The sequence below is a fragment of the Accumulibacter sp. genome, from assembly GCF_036625195.1.
Classification (GTDB): Bacteria; Pseudomonadota; Gammaproteobacteria; order Burkholderiales; family Rhodocyclaceae; genus Accumulibacter.
In genome coordinates, this window is record NZ_JAZKUG010000001.1 from 813,756 (window position 1) to 827,392 (window position 13,637).

The window sequence follows — 13,637 nt, forward strand, 5'->3', positions numbered from 1 at the left end:
AAGCTATTCCCAACCTTTTTCTGGAAGCGTTAGCAGTACTCGGCCCTTCATCGGTGTCTGCAGAGGTCGCCGCATAATTCTTGACTTCGTAGGGACGTAACCGTGCAACGTCAGCGTCAGTTGGGAGTGGAGCACTCGGCACAAACGGCATCGCGCTTGGCTCCAAAGTGGTTGATCTCATCATGTCAGGCATCTTTCGGCAATGTTAGATCTATCAGTCTCTTGAAGACATCGCCTGAAGAGCGCCAAGTTTCTTCCCAACTCGACCGCACGATACTTGCAGCTTGTTCAGCAGAAGTCTGACCTTCTACGCGATCCTGAGTCAGATCGTGGTGGTCGTTGTACGAAAAAATAATTGCGGGAAAGGATGTTGCGCCTCGCGAGACGGTGACATTCGTACAATTCGCAGTTTTCACTTCCCCAAAACGGCTTCCTTCTTCAATTTTGATTACAAGGCGCTCCAATCCAGCAACGAATTTTTCTGAATCAAAGACCTTGCCCCAGAGCGATTTTGGCGCAAGAGCATCGCCAACATGGTGATACGCAATCTTGTCGAGGAACTTGAACATGGTGTCAAAGTTCTGGCCAAGCGCATTGATCGGCGAATGCGGGAGAACTTCGAAGATCCCCATCGCAAGATCGCGTAGTGCAGGCGTAACAACGCCTTTGCTGCTCACGTTGAACCTATTTTCGTCTACTTGAAGAACGAATCCAGCAGCCTCAAGGACTGTAACCTGATGCGTGATTATCAGGTTCGGCTTGTCCCGCATCTCTTTCGCATCGTCAGACCCGATTAGACCATTCGCCTCTAACCAATCGGGCGAAAATATCGCCGGATTGAAGGAGCCAATGGCAACAATGCTGGCCGAGGTGGCTTCTGGCTTGTAGATCACGGGACTTTCCCTCCTTGAGCGAATCCAGTGCAAGTAGCTGATTATACACGTGGCCAACAGTAGGCGAGCGCCGTATCAAGAATCTTCGCATGCCTCAAGCATTTGGTTCCCTAGGCGGACAACTGCATGGGGTACGGCCGGGCGATGCCACATTGCCATCCGACCCAGCCCAATGCCTGAACGGCTGCAAAGCCTGAGTTACTGGCGTTGGTATTCCGGCAGGTCTTAGAGTCATGCTGCCGTTTAGGTAACTGCTCTGAAGGATAGTCGAAGGACAGTTCGTGGCCAATTCCCGAACCCCGACATCCTACACCCAGTGGCCGCTTCCTGCACAGTAACGGTCGGACAGTCGAGAGAATCCGCACCTCAGCCCAATGGCGGCTTCTAACTGGTCGATCGAGGCCAACGTCGGCTCACCGTGAGCAAGCACCGGTGCCCAACCACTGGATGTCGTATACCAACCCCGCCTGACGCTTACATCGCCTCCCAGCTTGTGCGAGGATGCTAGGCCGTGGGCTTGCGTTAAGGCGATGATCGAGACTGCGGATCACTCGAGGCGTCCCATGAACAACATGCAACGGATTTCCCAGATTCTCGGCGTACGCCACTGCTTAACCCGCGCGGAGTTGCAGGAACGCCCCGGCGTCTCCTGGGCCACGCTGAAGCGCGAACTCGCCTACATTCGTGACCGGCTGAACGCGCTGATCCGCTTCGACCGTGACGTGGGCGGCTACCGCTTCGAGAAGGCCGGACAGCGGGTCGGCGCGCACTAGGAACTGCCCGGTCTGTGGTTCAGCGCCGAGAAAATGCATCCGGTGCTGAGCACATGCATCATCTCCTGTCGAATCTCGACACCGGCGGCCGGCAGGGGCGCAGATCCGGTCGAGGAGGTGCAGCGCCGCATCCGTATCCAGACGGTCTGGTGCCCGCGAATTGCACCTGGACCCCTTCCAGAGCGTCGGCTCCGCCCTGCTGCGGAGAAAGCGCCTGCGGATCCGCTACCCTGCGCGCGGCACCGACGAGGTGACGGAACGCGAGGTATCGCCGCAACGCCTCAACCACCACCGCGGCAACTGGTACCTCGACGGCTGGTGCCATCTGCGTGACGGCCTGCGCGCCTTCTCGGTCGACGCCATCGAACACGCCGAGATCCTCCACACGCGCGCCCTGGATGTCGCCGACGAGCGCCTCGACGAAGTGCCGGGATCGGGCTACGGCGTCTTCTCGGGTGAGCGCATCGCCTGGGCGGTATTGCGCTTAACGCCGGAACGGGCGCGCTGGGTCGCTTCCGAGCGCTGGCACACGGATCAGGAGGGCGCGTTTCTCGCGAACCGGCGCTACGATCTGCGCGTTCCCTACACCGACGACCGCGAGCTGTTCATGGACATCATGAAGTACGGCGGCGACAGCGACTGCGAGGTCATCGGGTCGGAAGCGCTCAGGGCGCGGGTGGCGGCCAAGGTCGCGGCGGGGCTGGCTCGCTACGGAACCTCGGCCTGATCGACTGCGCAACTGTTCGTCGGCGCCGCGCACGGCGTGCTGCGTCCGAGGTTGATCCTGCACGGGTGATCGGCGTCGACGCTGCGGGCTGTTCTCTGGTTGATGCCCGTTCGGGCAGCGAGCCTGAGCGGCTTCCCGAGGTCGGCGCCGACCGACCTGGGTGGCGGACGGGCGTTGCGGTGATTGCCGCGTGCCGAACGATCCACTCGACGCAGCGGCGCGCCCTTGAGCAGCAGCAGCGACGACGCAGTCGATGATGCCAGTGGTCAGGAATACAGACGGAGGTGCCTGTTCGGCTGAAGCGCTTGATCGGCCGCGGATCGGAACACGCGCGCACGCGGCAAGAAAGAGCCCACCGTCCGGCGGGCTCTTCGTCTTCGAACCGTCCTGCAGCGGCAGGCGCGGTAACCGGCCAGCCCGGGCGCCCGGCTAGGACGCTTCCTGGACCTCAGGAACCTTCCAACTGCCATCGAGGATCGACGGCGCCTGTTCTGCGGTTCCCTTGGGGAAGGCGAACTCTCGACCCCAAGTGGAAGTTGAGATCACGAAAAGCAGATCAGGCTGCCATTCGATACGGCATGCCATCGGTCCAGTGATCGTGCATGTAGCCATTGTTGCGCAACAGGCTCGTTATCGTCTGCTCGCTGACGTCGAACTCGGCGGCGGCTTCTTCGATGGCGTAGGAAGAGAAATCACCGTTCAGGAAAGACGTCAATGAATCGATGGGGCAAAGAAACTCTGCGGCGAAAGCGCGCTGGTACTTCTGACGGAAAGTCCATAGGTCGGTTGATACAAGCCAACGCAATTCGTCAGCCGCGGGACGGAGGTACTCGCCCAGGAAACGTGCCAACTCGAAGCGTTTCCCGCCAGGGTTGCGCTTGCGCGGAACGAACTTCAACCGGTGATCGTTCGTCGGTATCGCCACCGCGACTGGCGACCGTCCAACCGGCACCGAGTACTTGGCAGCAGCTTCACTGCTCATGCCAAGCAGGTCATGCAGACTGCGGTCGGGAACTGGGTCTCTGACATTGCCAATCTTGTTGCGAAGCGCACGAGCGTCATGAACCGCGCGCTCCCAGGGTGCCCCGTGGTCCAGGTGATCGATGCTGCCAGGCGAGACATCGGGGCTGCCAAGAATTCCGTCGGCGCTGGCCAGCTGCCCAATCAGCGCCAAATCCGGGGGGCCTCCCGACGCTGCAATCGCCGGTGCCAGTTCTGAAAGTGCCGCGTCTCCGACCTGGCTCTCCCGCTGCAGCGCCGCGTCCAGCGCTTGCTCCGGACACTCCTCGGGATCAAATCCCAGTTCGGCCTCCAGCTTCCGCCGGCGGACCGCCTCGGGGTCGGCCAAGTCTTCCTGCACGAGGGCCCACAGGTGCGCCAAATTCGACCCAGCGAGCCCCTTGGCATCCAAGCGGGCCAGCACGCTGTATATGAAGCGCTCGACGCTCTGCTGAAAGCCAGTCAACGTGATCATTCTCGGCACCTCCAGCGCTTGCAGGTACTGCACCGACTGCTCCGGCATCATCGACGTCCCGGCCCACACGTGAATCGCCTCACCATCCGGGATGAAGATGACGCGCGGCCATACGAAGCCGTGATTGGCTGCACCGAGTTCATGGACCATACGCCAGTCATGGCGAGGCTGCTGCGTTGGCAGGGGCTCATGGTTGAGGCGCCACCACGAACTCGCAAACCACATGGCCAGCGGGTAGGCAGAGACAAAGACGTTGTCACGCACGGTCTCCGCCCAGATGTCCTGGTTCCGAGTCAGGCTGATGTTGTCGACATACATCTCGACACAGGCTGCTGTGGCCATGACTTCCGGTTCCCCGGATACTGATGCCATCCACTTTGCGTTGATGCGCAGCTCAGCCATTGAGGCACCGCCAGCGACGAATGACTTCCAGCGACAGCGGATCAGTCTCAGGCATGGGGTACCCGTGATAGGTCCCCAAATCCGGGCTTTCAAGCTGCGCTTCCACGGCAAGACCGTCGTCAGTGACTGCCCATACGTTCTTCGGCCAATCGCCAACCATCCGGTCGCTGACAAGGCCCTTGCGCAGTCCCGCGCGAAGTAACGCTTCAGCTTGGTTACGCTTGAGAATCCTGGCGAAATCGCACAGCGATTTCCCTTGTCTTGGATCGGAAGGTGGAACGAGCCCAAAATCGCCGGGGTTCTTCTTATGCTCCGGGTTGCCGCCATAGCGAGCGCGACTGGCCAACGCACGGAGTTCGGCCACGCGAACTTCCACCTCAGCGGGCGAGAGTAGTTTGCGCTTGGGATTGAACTGTGCGTAGCGACGCTTCATCGTGTTCAGGGGAGACAAGTACCGCTGTTGAGTCTACCAGCCCATTCGATGGTACTGGCCAAAATGGACCGGTAGTTCGCGTTCGTCATCCGGGAACGCCAACGGTCAGGCCATTCAAGCTGACAGCGACAGCAATCCGTGCGACTTCAGCCATGCATCCTCGCCACCCCCAATGACTGCTCTGGCCGAAAAGCAGGCCGACCCACTACAGCGCCGAGCGGCCGGTCTCTGATCGGTTACCTGCCGCTCGGGCTGCTCGATCTTCAGGGGCAGCTGCGGCCGCTACCGGCCGGTCACCGACCGCCGCCATCCTACACCCAGTGGCCGCTTCCTGCACAGGAGCGGTCGGGAAGTCGAGAGGATCCGCAGCTCAGCCCAATGGCGGCTTCTGACCGGTCGCTCGCGGCCAACCTTGGCTCACCGTGAACAAGCATCGGGGCCCAAGGACCGAATGTTGTATCGGATTTCTGCAAACGCGCCTGGCCCCTGCGTTGCCTCCCGTCCTGTGCGAGCATGCCAGGCGGCGGGCTCACAGCAAGGCGATGACTGAGACCGCGGATCACTCGAGGACTGCCATGAACAACATGGAACGTATTTATCAGATCGACCAGATTCTCGGCGCACGCCACTGCGTCACCCGCAAGGAGTTGCAGGAACGTCTCGGCGTCTGCTGGGCCACGCTCAAGCGCGACCTCGCCTACATGCGCGACCGCCTGAACGCGCCGATCCGCTTCGACCGCAACCTGGGCGGCTACCGCTTCGAGAAGGCCGGACAGCGGGTCGGCGCGCACCATGAGCTGCCCGGCCTGTGGTTCAGCGCCGAGGAAATCCATGCCCTGCTGACCATGCATCATCTCCTGTCGAAGCTCGACACCGGCGGCCTGCTCGGGCCGCAGATCCGGCCCCTGCTCGCCCGTCTCACCGGCCTGCCCGGCAGCGCCGACAACCCGGCCGAGGAGGTGCAGCGCCGCATCCGTATCCAGACGGTCGGTGCCCGCGAATTGCACCTGGACCACTTCCAGAGCGTCGGCTCCGCCCTGCTGCGGCGAAAACGCCTGCTGATCCGCTACCATGCGCGCGGCACCGACGAGCTGACAAACGATACCGACCGACGGGTGACGATGACGAATCTCCCCTCGCCCGCCCGCTGGAGAGTAGCCGGGGGAGCGGGGAACGCTCATGGCTTGCATCATCCGGAGTGTCCGGCGAAGCCATGACCCTTGGCTCGATTCGACTGGCGCGCCCGAAATCCGGGAATCAGCCGGCCTTCAGCCAGCCGACCAATTCAGCCTTGCTCGGAATGCGCCCGGCCACCTTGACCTGCTCGTCGACCACCAGTGCCGGCGTCGTCATGATCGGATAGGCCATGATCTTGTCCATCTCCTTCAAATGCTCAAAGGTCGCCTCGATTCCGAGCTCGGCCACGGCCTCGCGCGTCAGTTGTTCGAGACGACTGCACTTGGCGCAGCCACTTCCGAGAATCTTGATGATCATGCTTTCACCTCTATGAGCGTCTTGCGATGGGCTTCAATCCAATTCAGGGTCCCGACGATCAGCGCAATGAAGCCGCCGATCACACCCGCCAGCAGCCATGACGACGTGCCATCGACCCAGGCGCCGTAGGCCAGGCCCGACACCGTCGAGAACAGCGCCACCAGCCCGACATAGGTCCAGGCCCGCAGCTTGCCGATGATGGCGGCGGTGATCAGGATGCTCTGCAGCGACAGTTCCGGGTCGGCCATCAGGTAGGCAATGAGCGGCCCCGGGTGCATGCCGAGCGACAGGAACATCCTGGCGATGGGGACTTCGACCAGGGTCGGGAAGTACATGAAGACGCCGAACACGACGCCAGCCAGATTGGCCAGCACGGTGTTCTCGCCAGCCACCATGCGAATCCACTCGGGCTGGATGAACACGCGGACGACGCCGACGAGGAACACGCCGACCACCAGCAGCGGAAAGATCTGCTTCACGAAGCGTCCGGTTTCCCACAGCCACTGCTGCACATCCCAGGGATCGAAGCGGCGAGCCAACCGAACGAGCGCCAGACAGAACAGCGTCACCGCGAGGCTTCGCCCGGTCACGGTCAGCGCGATGCCGGCATCGTTCACCTTGCAGCCCAGCGCGGCAAACACCAGGGTCAGGATCGTCAGCCCAAGGGCGATGGGCGTGCAGCGGTTGAAGCCTTCATCGACCTCGCCCAGCCCTCGCCAGGCGAAGACGCCGATGGCCGCGAGCAGGGCAATCAGGATGGCCCCTTGCAGGCTCAGGCCTTCCGCACCGACGGCTTCATCGACCGGCACCCAGCGGTCGAGGGTTTGCTGGATGGCCGTTGCGCCGCCCCACGGCAGTTCCGCAGCGAACAGTACGGCCTGCAGGAAGTCCAGCTTCAGCGTACCGGAAATCAGGAGTGCCACCAGCGCGCCGATGAAGAGCAGCGTCTTGCCCGGGATGCCACCACCTTCGGCAAAGGTCTGGGCACCAGCCACCCGGGCCACATCCGTCTCGCGGAAGATGATGGCCATGATCATGCCGATGCCAATGCCGAACGACAGCGCCAGCAGGATGCGGGCAGTGGCGAACTCGGCGCCGAGTGCGACACCGGTATAGGCCAGGGCCAGGATGTTGGCTGCGGGCGCGAAGAACAGGAAGGTCACCGCCGGGCCAAGGCCCGCACCCTTCTTGTAGATGCCGGCGAACAACGGCTGGATGGTGCAGGAGCAGACGGCCAGCAGGCTGCCGGCACCGGCGGCGGCCGAGTAGGACTTCCACTTCGGCGCGTCGGGTCCGAGGAAACGGATGATCGACTGCTGTGGCACCAGGGCCGACAGCGCGCCGGCGATGAAGAAGGCCGGCACCAGACAGAGCAGCACGTGGGCGGCAAGGTAGGAGACGAGGCTGGCGAGGCCGCCTTGCAACGCGGTCATCATCCAGTTCATGGGTCACTCCCTGTTGCCCTGGTTTTCTGCGTCCTTGCGTACTGCCCCATCGCGGCGTTCGCGACCTTCGCCACCAGCAAGGCCGGAATCGAGCACGCACCCATACCGGTCATGGCGGCCTGCCGTGAAAGTCGCCCTGGCGACTCACCCAATCCGACCCTTTTTCGCTCACGGCATCGGCTGCAACGACACCCGCCGCCCGGGCACGGGGCACGCGCGAAATCCGGGGGCCTTCATGCCTGGACGCCCTTGCGCTTCCACAGGCGGCCGAAATCGAAATCAAGGGCGCATCGGGACAGTTCGAAGCGGCAGCTTTCGTCGTGGAAGTCGCCGACCTTGCGATATTCGCCCTGCACCAGACGCCACACCTTGGCCTTTCTTGCCTCCGGGTAGACCAGCACGTAATGGGATACGCCTTCCGCGCGGTACAGATCGAACTTGAGGACTTCATCCCGGCGGGCGGTCCTGGGCGAGATGACTTCGAAAATCAGATCGGGGGCGCGGGTCAGCCGTTCACCCTCAGGTTGGTAGCAGATCACCAGCACGTCGGGCCGGACGACGGTGTCCTGGGCAAATTCCACGTCCACCTCAAACGCCGCCTGGCAGTGCGGGCAATCGTCGAGCGATTCGTCGAGTTGCCGGAATGCGGCGGCGCTCACCCGCTGATGATCGAAGCTGGGCGACGGGGCCATGGCTGCCGGTTGGCCGTGAATCAGCTCCCAGTCACCTTGCCATTGCTGGTAATCCTGCACCGTGTAGGCTTCGCTTGCTGGCTGTGTGGGCATGGCGAGGAGGACTCCCTTCGTTTGCAGACGGACCGGGGTCCGACGGAGCCTCATCAGTGTACGAAGCCCGATGGATGGCCGTCAAGCTTGGTCTTCGTCTTGCGGGAGTGCTTCGCGACAGCGCCGCTGGGCGGCGAAAGGACCTCATGGAGCGCGCAAACGCTGGCGGGCAACGCGTTGATGACTTGCTTCCCGGTCGCCCGGGCGGGCGGCATGATTTCCCGGTTTCCGGCGTGCCGGGTTGATTGACGATGGTTCTCATGGAGTTGGTCAAGCTCGGCAAGAAGGGACAGGTATCGATTCCCCGATCGATACTGAAAAAGCTCGGACTCGAAGGCGATATCGCGCTGCTGGTGGACACCACCGGTGACGGCGCCATCGTGCTGCGTCCTGCGGCGGCTTATCCCGTCGAAATCGAGAAGCAGTGGCTCGCCGCCGGCCTCGATTCGCACAGGGTGGTCTGCGTCGGAGTCGCCAATGGCCCGGGTGCGTTGCCCGACGCTGCGGTACGATGAGTACCGTCTTCGATCTTGCCGAATGGCAGCGTCGCGGTCCCGATGCGTTTCCGCCGCAGTGGGCAAGCGCCTGGGGCGACGATCACTTCGGTCCGTGGGCAGATCTGCAGGTCGCGGGCGAAGTGCAACGCCTGCGCTGGATCGAAGCGGGCGGGCACACGGACTGGAACTCCGGCTGTCCCCGGAACTCGATGTCGTTCATGCGGCAAGCTGTTCGAGCAGCACGATGCGTCCGAGATGGGCCGCCTTGTCATGGTAGCGGCGGTCGGCAGTAATCATCAGCGCTTCGCTTTCGATCGCGGTGGCGTGGTACAGCGTGTCGAACAGGTGGTGTGACAAGCCGACGGCAAGCTCCACGGCGCGATGATAGATCATCGGCGTGTCGATGACCTGGATGCCTTCGAGCAGGTTCAGGTCGTCAAGGTCGGCGGCGGCAGTGGTCGGCGCGCGGCGCGCCAGCACGCTGGCTACCTCGGCTTTCCAGTGCGCCGGCTGCACCAGCGAGACTTCCGCCGCCCGCAGTCGCAGAAACAGCTCCAGCGCTTGCTGCGTATCGGCTTCGTCCGCCGTATCGGGCAGGAACCATTTGATCGCGACGCTGGCGTCGATCACATAGCGGGTCATCGCCCCGGGATGCCGTGGGCGCTGTCGGATTCGGCCCGGATATCGTCGCGCATCTGGAGGATCTCCTCGCTGGAAACATGCGGCGCCTGTTGCCGGCGCACGAGGATACGCATGAACGCGGCGTCGCTTTGCGCCTTGCGCCGCGCCTGCGCGACGGCTTCCTGCAACAGGCGGGTCACGATGGCGCTCTTGTTTTGGTTGGCAAAGGTCTGGTTGAAGCTTTCCTTGACGTCGTCAGGAACGCTGAAGTTCATGGTGGCCATGGCTTGCTCCGGTTGTGGAATATTTCAACAATGATGATATTTCCGGGAGCAAGGCGCCGCAAGGACTTTCGTCAAAGTCAGGGCGGAATTCCGGTGTCGAAATCCGTCGGTGACGACGAATCGTTTGCCCAATCGCGTTTGCCGCGAGGAATCTTGCGGCATTGCTGCCATGAGGTCTTTCCGCTCGTCTGTGCACGCTGCGGCGGCGGGATGCGAATCATCGCCGTCATCACCGACGCCGGTGCCGTCCGCGAGATCCTGAGCCACTTGGGCAAAGCGACCTCGCCGCCACGTCTGATGAAAGCCCGTGCGCCCCCGCTCCGGGAGGCTGGACACCAACATGGGCGAGGACGAAGCGCAGGCCCAACCAGTGCCGGAGTACGAATTCGACCAGCGCATTGCCTGCCAGGTGCCAATGCGCAAGGGTCCAGACTGCAGCATGATGAATTGTCATCGCCCGTCGTGGGAGGACTCGTGCCTGCTTCGGCTGATCATCAAGCACCCCGAGTTGTCGCAGGAACTGGCGGAAGCATGAAGCACGCGCGCTGGCGCCCACAGCACCACCGCGCGGGCTGTCTGCTGACTGCTCAACCGTGGCGACCATCTCCGGGCCCCTGCCACCAGCCATGCGCAGCCATTGCTGCTCGCTCGCTCAAGGCGCTGACTTGCTCGCGGCCGGGCGGTGCATGAGCACGTAGAAGACGGCGACGAAGGGAATGGCGAGAAAGGTGGAGGCCAGCATGCCGCCGAAGACGACGGTGCCGAGCGCCTGCTGGCTCGCGGCGCCGGCCCCGGTGGCGGTGAGCAGCGGCACGACGCCGAGGATGAAGGCCAGCGAGGTCATGACGATCGGCCGGAACCGGCGCCGCGTCACTTCGATCGCCGCCTCGGTCGGCGCCATGCCGGCGGCCGTCAGCAGGCGCGCGAACTCGACGATGAGGATCGCGTTCTTGGCCGCCAGCGCGGTCATCAGCACGAGGCCGATCTGCGTGTAGATGTCGATCGGGAAGCGCCGCAGCAGCAACGCGATGACGATGCCGACGAGCGCCATCGGGACCGTCAGGACGACGGCGAGTGGATCGGTCCAGCTCTCGTACTGCGCCGCGAGGACGAGGAAGACGAGGACGATCGACAGCGCGAAGAGGAAGTAGGACTGGTTGCCGATGAGCTTTTCCTGGTAGGCGAGCCCGGTCCACTCGTAGGCCATGCCGGGCGGCAGCGTCGCCGCGGCGAGATCGTGCATCCGGCCGAGCGCCTCGCCCGAGCTGTACTTCGGCGTCGGGATGCCGATGAGCGCGGCGGCCGGGTAGAGGTTGAAGCGATAGATCAGCTCCGGGCCGAGCATCGGGCGCAGATCGGCGAGGACGCCGAGCGGCACCATCTGTCCGCTGCGGTTGGCGACGGCGAGATTGCGGATGTCCTCGACGCTGCGGCGGTAGTCCCCATCGGCCTGCACGCGCACCTGGAAACTCTGGTTGAACTGGTTGAACAGGTTCACGTAGCTCGATCCGAGATGCGTCTGCACGGTCCGGAACACCTCGTCGACGGGAACGCCGAGGGCCCTGGCCAGGTCGCGGTCGAGATCGAGAAGGAGTTGCGGGCTGTCGGCGCTGAAGGTGGTGAAAGCGAGGCGAAGGAACCCGGGCTCGTCGCTCGCCCGGCGCAGCAGTTCGTCCGTCGCCGCCTGCAGCCCCCGCGCCCCGAGGCCCGCGCGATCCTCGATCATCATCTGGAAGCCAAAGGCAACCCCCAGGCCGGGAATCGGCGACGGCGGCAGGACGGCGAAGCTCGCCTGCGGGATCGACCGGAACTGCTGCTGCAGGTCGCCGATCAGTTGCAACTGCGAGAATCCTGGCGGGCGCCTGTCCCAGTCGTCGTAGATGACGAAGGTCGTCACCGCGTTGGCGATCCTGGCCGAGTCGAGCGCGGAATAGCCGCCGATCGTCACCCAGCCGCGGACGCCGGCGGTCTTGCCGAGGAGGGCATCGACGCGGGCGGCGACCTCGCGCACGCGCGGCTGCGCCGCGCCGGGCGGCAGCTTGGCGGTGACGACGCAGTAGCCCTGGTCCTCGAGCGGCATCAGCGCCGTCGGGTAGACGGCGAAGACGCCGGCGGCGAGCCCGACCAGCGCCAGGAAGACGCACGCCATGCTGCGCGGCCGCTGCGCCATCCAGCCGACGAGGCCGAGGTAGCGCTGCTCGAGCGCGCCGTAGGTGCGGTTGAAGCCGCGGTAGAACGCGTTCGGGCGCTGCTGCGGCGGGCGCGGCTTGAGGTGGAGCGCGCACTGTGCCGGCTTGAGCGTCAGCGCATTGAGCGCGCTGATGATCGCGGTGGCGGCGATGACGAGCGCGAACTGGCGGAACATCTGGCCGCTGATGCCGGGCAGGAACGAGGCCGGCAGGAAGACCGCGGTGAGCACCAGCGTGACGCCGAGGATCGGGCCGGTCAGCTCGCGCATCGCCTTGATCGTCGCCTCCCTGGGCGCGAGGCCCTGTTCGATGTAGCGCGAGCTGTTCTCGACGATGACGATGGCGTCGTCGACGACGATGCCGATCGCCAGGATGAGTGCGAAGAGGGTCATCAGGTTGACGGTGAAGCCGAGCGCCGCCATCGCCGCGAAGGCGCCGATGATCGTCACCGGCACCGTGGTCGCCGGCACGAGCATGGCGCGCGCGTTCTGCAGGAAGAGCAGGATGACGACCAGCACCAGCACGCCGGCCTCGAGCAGCGTCTCGTAGACGGCGCTGATCGACTGCTGGATGAAGACGGTGGTGTCGTAGAGCGAGGTGTACTCGAGGCCGGGCGGGAAGTCCTGGCGCATGCCGGCCAGCAGCGCGCGCACCTCGCCGGCGACCTGCAGCGCGTTCGCTCCCGGCAGCGCGAAGACCGCCACGTGTGCGGTCTTCCTGCCGTTCAGGCTGGAGAAGACGGTGAATGCCTGCTGGCTCAGTTCGACCCGGGCGACGTCCTTCAGGCGCACCAGCGAGGCGGTCTGCAGCGGCTGCGCGGCGCTCGCGGCCGCCGCGCTGCGGGTCGGCGGCGGCTCGCTGCTGACGACGATGTCCTCGAACTGGGCGACGGTGGACAGCCGGCCGAGCGCGTTCACGGTGAGCTGGAGGAACTGCTCCGCCGCCGCCGGCGGGCCGCCGACCTGCCCCGCGACGACCTGCGCGTTCTGCCGCTCGATCGCCCGCTGCACCTGCATGGCGGTCAGCCCGTAGGCCTTCAGCTTGCCCGGGTCGAGCCAGACGCGCATGCTGTACGGCGCGCCGCCGAAGACCTGCACCTGGCCGACGCCGGGCAGGCGCGCCAGCGGACTCAGCAGGTTGATGATCGCGTAGTTGCTGAGGAAGGTCTCGTCGAAGCGGTCGTCCTGCGTGAAGAGGCTGGCGATCAGCAGGATGTTGGTGCTGAGCTTGCGCACGCTCACCCCCTGCGCCCGCACCGGCTGCGGCAACTGCGGCACGGCGCTGTTCACGGCGTTCTGCACCAGCGCCAGCGCGGTGTCGAGGTCGGTACCGATGGCGAAGGTGACGGTGAGCGTGTAGCTGCCGTCGCTGCCGCTGGTCGATTGCAGGTAGATCGAGTTCTCGACCCCGTTGACGGCGCGCTCGAGCGGAATGGCGATCGTGTTCGCCACCGTCTCGGCATCGGCACCGGCGAAGCTGGTCGCCACCTGGATCGTCGGCGGGACGATCTGCGGGTACTGCGCGACGGGCAGCCCGTACAGGCAGACGGCACCGAGCAGGAGCGTGACCAGCGCGATGACGTTGGCGAGGATGGGGCGGTCGATGAAGAAGGTCGACATG

Annotated in this window: 14 protein-coding genes; 5 read left to right on the plus strand and 9 right to left on the minus strand. The window is 64.2% G+C overall.

Features of this window, described 5'->3' with window-relative positions; translation table 11 throughout:
* Window positions 1-185: 185 nt before the first annotated feature.
* On the minus strand, window positions 186-893 hold the full coding sequence (locus V5B60_RS03585) for a hypothetical protein (RefSeq protein ID WP_332345658.1): 708 nt from the start codon (window positions 891-893) through the stop codon (window positions 186-188).
* Window positions 894-1,456: 563 nt separating this feature from the next.
* On the opposite strand from V5B60_RS03585, the gene V5B60_RS03590 reads away from it, so the two are divergent.
* Together V5B60_RS03590 and V5B60_RS03595 are read left to right on the plus strand one after the other, a co-directional pair.
* Entirely contained in the window at window positions 1,457-1,666 is a 210-nt protein-coding gene (locus tag V5B60_RS03590) for a hypothetical protein (RefSeq protein WP_332345659.1), read from the plus strand.
* Between the two features lie 160 nt (window positions 1,667-1,826).
* On the plus strand, window positions 1,827-2,393 hold the full coding sequence (locus V5B60_RS03595; protein ID WP_332345660.1) for a helix-turn-helix transcriptional regulator: 567 nt from the start codon (window positions 1,827-1,829) through the stop codon (window positions 2,391-2,393).
* A 556-nt stretch (window positions 2,394-2,949) separates the two neighbouring features.
* Here the strand turns inward: V5B60_RS03595 and V5B60_RS03600 are convergent.
* Both V5B60_RS03600 and V5B60_RS03605 read right to left on the minus strand, forming a co-directional pair.
* Entirely contained in the window at window positions 2,950-4,269 is a 1,320-nt protein-coding gene (locus tag V5B60_RS03600) for an ImmA/IrrE family metallo-endopeptidase (RefSeq protein WP_332345661.1), read from the minus strand.
* The gene (locus tag V5B60_RS03605) at window positions 4,262-4,702 is read right to left on the minus strand and encodes a hypothetical protein (protein ID WP_332345662.1); all 441 of its coding nucleotides are present in this window, start codon (window positions 4,700-4,702) and stop codon (window positions 4,262-4,264) included. Before V5B60_RS03605 ends, V5B60_RS03600 begins: the two co-directional genes overlap by 8 nt.
* A gap of 575 nt (window positions 4,703-5,277) precedes the next feature.
* Here V5B60_RS03605 and V5B60_RS03610 point away from each other — a divergent pair.
* Complete coding sequence (locus V5B60_RS03610; RefSeq protein WP_332345663.1) at window positions 5,278-5,919, plus strand: helix-turn-helix transcriptional regulator; 642 nt, start codon at window positions 5,278-5,280, stop codon at window positions 5,917-5,919.
* Window positions 5,920-5,959: 40 nt separating this feature from the next.
* Here V5B60_RS03610 and V5B60_RS03615 read toward each other — a convergent pair whose 3' ends face one another.
* The 3 genes from V5B60_RS03615 to V5B60_RS03625 form a co-directional block, all read right to left on the minus strand.
* Window positions 5,960-6,196 carry a thioredoxin family protein gene (locus V5B60_RS03615; RefSeq protein WP_332345664.1) on the minus strand — a complete coding sequence of 79 codons (237 nt, stop codon included), beginning with the start codon at window positions 6,194-6,196 and terminating at the stop codon, window positions 5,960-5,962.
* Window positions 6,193-7,641: a permease gene (locus tag V5B60_RS03620; protein WP_332345665.1), complete on the minus strand. Its 1,449-nt coding sequence runs from the start codon at window positions 7,639-7,641 to the stop codon at window positions 6,193-6,195. Before V5B60_RS03620 ends, V5B60_RS03615 begins: the two co-directional genes overlap by 4 nt.
* Before the next feature lie 233 nt (window positions 7,642-7,874).
* Window positions 7,875-8,426 carry a Uma2 family endonuclease gene (locus tag V5B60_RS03625; protein ID WP_332345666.1) on the minus strand — a complete coding sequence of 184 codons (552 nt, stop codon included), beginning with the start codon at window positions 8,424-8,426 and terminating at the stop codon, window positions 7,875-7,877.
* Between the two features lie 260 nt (window positions 8,427-8,686).
* On the opposite strand from V5B60_RS03625, the gene V5B60_RS03630 reads away from it, so the two are divergent.
* Window positions 8,687-8,941, plus strand: a complete 255-nt coding sequence (locus tag V5B60_RS03630; RefSeq protein ID WP_332345667.1) for an AbrB/MazE/SpoVT family DNA-binding domain-containing protein — start codon at window positions 8,687-8,689, stop codon at window positions 8,939-8,941.
* A gap of 198 nt (window positions 8,942-9,139) precedes the next feature.
* Here V5B60_RS03630 and V5B60_RS03635 read toward each other — a convergent pair whose 3' ends face one another.
* Together V5B60_RS03635 and V5B60_RS03640 are read right to left on the minus strand one after the other, a co-directional pair.
* Window positions 9,140-9,553 carry a type II toxin-antitoxin system VapC family toxin gene (locus V5B60_RS03635; protein WP_332345669.1) on the minus strand — a complete coding sequence of 138 codons (414 nt, stop codon included), beginning with the start codon at window positions 9,551-9,553 and terminating at the stop codon, window positions 9,140-9,142.
* An 8-nt stretch (window positions 9,554-9,561) separates the two neighbouring features.
* The gene (locus tag V5B60_RS03640; RefSeq protein WP_332345670.1) at window positions 9,562-9,828 is read right to left on the minus strand and encodes a hypothetical protein; all 267 of its coding nucleotides are present in this window, start codon (window positions 9,826-9,828) and stop codon (window positions 9,562-9,564) included.
* A gap of 340 nt (window positions 9,829-10,168) precedes the next feature.
* Between V5B60_RS03640 and V5B60_RS03645 the strand changes: the two genes are divergently transcribed.
* Window positions 10,169-10,363: a hypothetical protein gene (locus V5B60_RS03645; RefSeq protein WP_332345671.1), complete on the plus strand. Its 195-nt coding sequence runs from the start codon at window positions 10,169-10,171 to the stop codon at window positions 10,361-10,363.
* Between the two features lie 117 nt (window positions 10,364-10,480).
* Here V5B60_RS03645 and V5B60_RS03650 read toward each other — a convergent pair whose 3' ends face one another.
* Window positions 10,481-13,636, minus strand: a complete 3,156-nt coding sequence (locus tag V5B60_RS03650; protein WP_332345672.1) for an efflux RND transporter permease subunit — start codon at window positions 13,634-13,636, stop codon at window positions 10,481-10,483.
* Window position 13,637: the final 1 nt, after the last annotated feature.